At 50.1% G+C, this 5,425-nt stretch carries 4 protein-coding genes; 1 reads left to right on the forward strand and 3 read right to left on the reverse strand.

Annotation, left to right across the window (positions count from 1 at the left end; all coding sequences use genetic code 11):
* Positions 1-80 precede the first annotated feature (80 nt).
* Positions 81-992: a glycosyltransferase gene (locus EA392_00255; GenBank protein TVR42523.1), complete on the forward strand. Its 912-nt coding sequence runs from the start codon at positions 81-83 to the stop codon at positions 990-992.
* On the opposite strand, the gene EA392_00260 is transcribed toward EA392_00255, so the two are convergent.
* The 3 genes from EA392_00260 to EA392_00270 form a co-directional block, all read right to left on the reverse strand.
* The gene (locus tag EA392_00260) at positions 976-2,712 is read right to left on the reverse strand and encodes an ABC transporter substrate-binding protein (protein TVR42524.1); all 1,737 of its coding nucleotides are present in this window, start codon (positions 2,710-2,712) and stop codon (positions 976-978) included. The two genes, EA392_00255 and EA392_00260, sit on opposite strands and share 17 nt — an antisense overlap.
* 202 nt (positions 2,713-2,914) lie before the next feature.
* Positions 2,915-3,799 carry an ATP synthase F1 subunit gamma gene (atpG, locus tag EA392_00265; GenBank protein TVR42525.1) on the reverse strand — a complete coding sequence of 295 codons (885 nt, stop codon included), beginning with the start codon at positions 3,797-3,799 and terminating at the stop codon, positions 2,915-2,917.
* Positions 3,800-3,817: 18 nt separating this feature from the next.
* Positions 3,818-5,392 carry a F0F1 ATP synthase subunit alpha gene (locus EA392_00270; GenBank protein TVR42526.1) on the reverse strand — a complete coding sequence of 525 codons (1,575 nt, stop codon included), beginning with the start codon at positions 5,390-5,392 and terminating at the stop codon, positions 3,818-3,820.
* Positions 5,393-5,425 lie beyond the last annotated feature (33 nt).

Genomic DNA, 5,425 nt, shown 5'->3' on the forward strand with positions numbered 1-5,425 from the left:
TGCCGCACCATGTTGTATGAAGCCATTCGGAGCTAGCACAGCCAAAGAGAAGGGCTATCTTTGGGCTCTGTTTCCCTGCCATGCAGCCAACCTCGCAGCCTCTTAAAAACGATAATCCGGAGGGCTCCTCCGCTTCTGAAAGCCCTCTGCTGACGTTGATTACCCCCTGTTTCAACAGCGAGCGTTTTATTGCCCAATGTCTGCAGCAGGTGGTTGAGCAATGGGTGCCGGGCATAGAGCACCTGGTGATGGATGGTGCCAGCAAAGATTCAACGGTTGACATAATCAGGCGCTTTGCAGAAGAGCATAGCTACATCAGGTTTGTTTCCGAACCGGATAGCGGTCAGTCTAACGCTATGAACAAGGGCATCGCTGCTGCGAAAGGCCGTTTCATATCCTTTTTAAATGTGGACGACAAGCTGGAGCCCGATGCATTGCCCTATGTGATGCAGGAGCTGGCCCATCTCACTGACCGGCATCTGCTGGTAGGTAACTGCAAGGTAGAAGTTGGTGATGGAAAAATGTTGCCTCTGCGAAAACCCGAACACTGCGGATACCCGCAAATTCTGGAAATATGGCGGCAGGATGTGTTTCCGCCCAATCCTGTATCGTACTACTACGCTCGCCATCTGCACGAGCTGGCAGGTATGTATGATGAAGAGGAGCACTTTGTACTGGATTACGAAATGATGGTTCGCCTCTTACAACACGCTGAGGTAAAATATGTGAACCGCACCCTGGGAACATTTGTGCAACATCACGACACCAAAACTTTTCAGAATACCTCAACTTCGGGTATAATTAGCAAGCAGCACATCTTTGATCGCTACGCGGTGCGCCAACCGCTGTTGCGCAGGTGGCGATTAAAGGCGATGTTTTTTTACCATTACAAGCTGAGGCGCAGCAATAACCCTGTCATCTTCTTTGGGCTGCGTCCGTTATACGCCTTGCGCCGTATTGCGCACAAGCTTGGGTTTAGCTCGCAGCAGTAGCTGGCTGGCTGAATCGCACGCGGGAGAAGTCTCGGTATTCCAGAGCGTTGATAGGAAAATTCTGCACCCTTCCTTGCACCACCCTCACTGCTTCTTCATAGTAAAGCGGAATAATGGCCGCATCGTCCATCGCCACCTGATCTGCCTGCTGAAAAAGCTTCATGCGTTTCTCCTGATCTGTTTCGCGCAAGGCACTCTCAAAGAGGTCATCAAAGTCATCGCTTCGGTATCGAATACTGTTGATGTACGACTTTTGGTTGATGTCATCCGGAACGAGCGCACCGTAAAAGAGATTGAGAAAGTTTTCCGGGTCGGGGTAGTCTGCACTCCAGCCATCCCGCCAAAAGAGCGCCCTGCCTGTTTCCACACGTTCGTAGTGCTGTGCCCTTGGGATAAGGGTCAGCTCAATATTGAGATTTAGATTTTCTTCGAGCATTTTCTGTATCACCTCTGCCACCTGTACGTGTACCGACCCGCCGTAATTAAGCTGTAATGTAAGTACCGGGAAACCTTCGCCGTTGGGGTAACCGGCCATGGCCATGTGATGCCTGGCTTTTTCGGGGCTGTAGCTATAGCCTTTGATACTCGCCGTGTTGTATTCGCGGAAAGAAGGGGGAACGATCCCGTGATGCGCCGGAAAACCCCGGCCCTGCAATGCATATTGCACAATCTGCTCTCGGTCGATGGCGTAGTTGAAAGCTTTTCGCACGTGAACATTACTGAACAATTCACTTTCGTGCTGAAAGCCATAGTACTGAATAACCATGGCCGGTACAGATTGAACGCTGAAGAGACCGCTGTCAATGCGTGCCTGTTGCTTGAGTGAAGCCACATCTTCAGCAGGCGGGTCGTAGAGCATGTCGAGATTCCCTTTCATAAACTCCATCAGCTCGGTCTTCTTTTCCTTGATAAAGGTGTAACGAATTGCATCCAGGTAGGGCAGCGCGTTTCCGTACTGATCACGACCCCAGTAGTCAGGATTGCGTTCCAGGATGACCACCTCGCCTTCGCGAACAACCTTCTTCCGAAACGGCCCCGTTCCTACGGCGTGTGCGCGCAACTCCTGTCCGTAAAGTTCAACCGCTTCAGAAGGATAAATCCAGCAGGCCGGGAGCGACATGATTTGCAGGAAACTCCCGAAGGGATATTCCAGTTCTATGGACACCGTGTATTCATCCAGCACCTTCACTCCATCTACTCCACCGGCCGGTAATTTTCCTTTCACACTCTGCTCATAGTAATGATCAGCGCCTTTTACCCGTCCTGTAAAATAGGAGAACATTACGTTATCAGAGGCTGCCTGACACAGTCTATCGAGGCAATACTTCACGTCATCCGCTTTTACTTCACGCCCTTTACCTTCAGGGAAACACGGGTCATCGTGAAAAAACACGCCCTTCCGAAGGGTAAAAGTGTAGCGTGTACCCGAGTCATCTACCTTCCACGATTCAGCAATTCCTGCCACCGGTTCCAGGGATTCCTGATCGAGCTTTACCAGACCCTCAAATATCTGGTTGCCCACACGGTGGCCTGTTACGTCGGTGATATTCAAAGGATACAAGCTCCTAAAATCTTCAATCTCGTTGACTGAAAAAACTCCACCATACTCCATTCCACCCACACCTTTTTTGGCTCGTTTAGAATCTTCGTTCGTAGGCGTTTCGCATGCAGTTAAAAGCAAAACAATAGAAAACAGTAGTGTTGAACGGAAGTAGTTCATGTGCAATATTGTTCAATAGTAAGGGATGCTAATGTATTCATTTTGCATCTTCAGCTTGCACGTCTTTAGACAAATTAATCAACAGGGTTGATGAAACCCGCATTACTGTGGATGGTCTTTTATGAAAAGCGATATTACCAAGGCCCTGAAACAGAAAGCCCCGCCATCAAGGCGGGGCTTTCAGAATTTTGAATAGCTCGTCTTAGTTGTTGAGCGCCTCTGCTCCGCCCACAATCTCCAGGATCTCAGCAGTAATGGCCGCCTGACGTGCCTTATTGTAGGTGAGTTTAAGTGATTTCGACAATTCTGAAGCATTGTCGGTAGCCTTGTGCATGGCGGTCATACGCGCACCGTGTTCGGCAGCGGTAGAGTCAAGCAGGGCCTTAAACATCTGTGTTTTGAGCGACTGGGGGATCAGTGTGGTGATGATTTCCTCCTTGTTGGGCTCAAAGATGTAATCTATGTTCCCCATCTCAGCTCCACCTTCCTGAACCGGAGGCACAATCGGCAAAAACTGCTCATTCATGCAAACCTGTACGGCAGCGTTTTTAAAGCTGTTGTACACCAGCATAATCTTGTCGTAGGTGCCGTTGCGGAAAAGTTCCATCAACTGCTCGGTGAGGGCTGCTACCGCCTCAAAAGTGAGGTCGTTTTGGATTTCATAAGGAAATTTTCCGATAGGCTCTGTGAGGAGCAGGTCCGTCTTTTTGAATTTGTCAAAAACCTTTTTTCCAAGGGGCAACACATGTACCTGTTCACCTCGTTGGCGGTGTTCTTCTACCGACACGTTGGTTTGCTTGATAACCTGGTTGTTGAAGCCTCCACACAGCCCGCGGTTCGAAGAGATGACCACATAGAGTACATTCTTAAGCTCGCGCTGAGCAGAATATACCCCTTCACCGGCATCCATGGCGCTGCTCACATTTTGCATTATCATTTGCAGTTTACCTGCGTAAGGGCGCATCTGGATTACCTTGTCCTGGGCACGCTTAAGTTTTGCCGCCGACACCATTTTCATGGCCGCGGTAATTTGCATCGTGCTGTTTACCGAGGTAATTCTACTGCGTATTTCCTTGAGGTTAGCCATGTGAATTGGAATTGGGGCTTAGTACATGCTGGCCACTTCGGCAGCAACTTTCTCGAGGGTTGAGGTAATCTCATCGGTGAGTTTACCGGCTTTGAGATCGTTGAGGATGTTGCGGTGCTTCGATTCCATCAGAGAGAGGAAACGCTCTTCAAAATCTTTCACCTTGTTCACAGGAACTTTTTTGAGAAGCCCCTTGGTACCGCAGTAGATAATCGCAATCTGATTCTCTACAGTCATCGGTGAGTTTTGCTTCTGCTTGAGGATTTCCACGTTCTTGGAACCTTTGTCGAGTACGGCCATGGTAGCAGCATCGAGGTCTGAACCAAATTTGGAGAACGCCTCCAGCTCCCGGTACTGAGCCTGGTCGAGCTTTAGTGTTCCTGCAACCTTTTTCATGGACTTGATCTGCGCGCTTCCTCCTACACGCGATACGGAGATACCTACGTTAATCGCTGGACGCACCCCTGAGTTAAAGAGGTTTGCTTCGAGGAAAATCTGACCATCGGTAATCGAAATCACGTTGGTAGGGATGTAGGCAGAAACGTCACCGGCCTGGGTTTCAATAATGGGAAGTGCGGTAAGTGACCCCCCTCCTTTCACCTTGCCTTTGAGTGACTCGGGCAGGTCGTTCATCTGAGCTGCGATTTCGTCGGAGTCGTTGAGTTTGGCAGCGCGCTCCAGCAGACGGCTGTGAAGGTAGAATACGTCGCCGGGGTATGCCTCACGTCCGGGAGGACGACGCAGCAACAGTGATACCTCACGGTATGCAACCGCTTGCTTTGAAAGGTCATCAAAGACTATCAAAGCCGGACGACCTGTGTCGCGGAAGTATTCACCAATGGCTGCACCAGCAAACGGAGCGTAGAATTGCATAGGGGCAGGGTCCGACGCATTGGCCGCAACCACAGTGGTGTATTTCATTGCACCGGCTTCTTCCAGTACCTTTACAATTTGCGCTACGGTAGAACCCTTTTGGCCTACAGCCACATAAATACAGTAAACCGGCTCTCCTGCTTCAAAGAACTCACGCTGGTTGATGATGGTGTCAATCGCAACAGTAGATTTACCCACCTGGCGGTCGCCGATAATCAACTCACGCTGTCCTCGTCCGATGGGAATCATGGCGTCAATGGCCTTGATACCGGTTTGCAGAGGCTCATCCACAGGCTTACGGTAGATTACCCCTGGAGCTTTGCGCTCGATGGGCATCTCAAAGGTTTCACCTTCGATGGGGCCTTTACCGTCAATGGGATGACCCAAGGTGTTTACTACACGACCTACAATACCCTCGCCCACGTTGATAGAGGCGATGCGGCCGGTTCGTTTTACGGTGTCGCCTTCACGAAGTCCTTTGGCGTGGCCTAGCAGTACGGCACCCACGTTGTCTTCTTCAAGGTTCATCGCAATACCGCGCAGGTCATTAGGGAACTCAATAAGCTCTCCCTGCTGCACAGAGGTAAGACCGTAGATACGTGCAATACCGTCTCCAACCTGGAGCACGGTTCCCACCTCTTCGAGTTCAGCGCTGGTTTTCAGCCCTGAGAGTTGTTCTTTGAGTATTGCGGATATTTCTGCTGGTTTAACTTCAGCCATGGCTATGTTGTTTTGTTACAATTCTGAGATATA

The organism is Cryomorphaceae bacterium (assembly GCA_007695365.1).
Lineage (GTDB): Bacteria > Bacteroidota > Bacteroidia > Flavobacteriales_D > SKUL01 > SKUL01.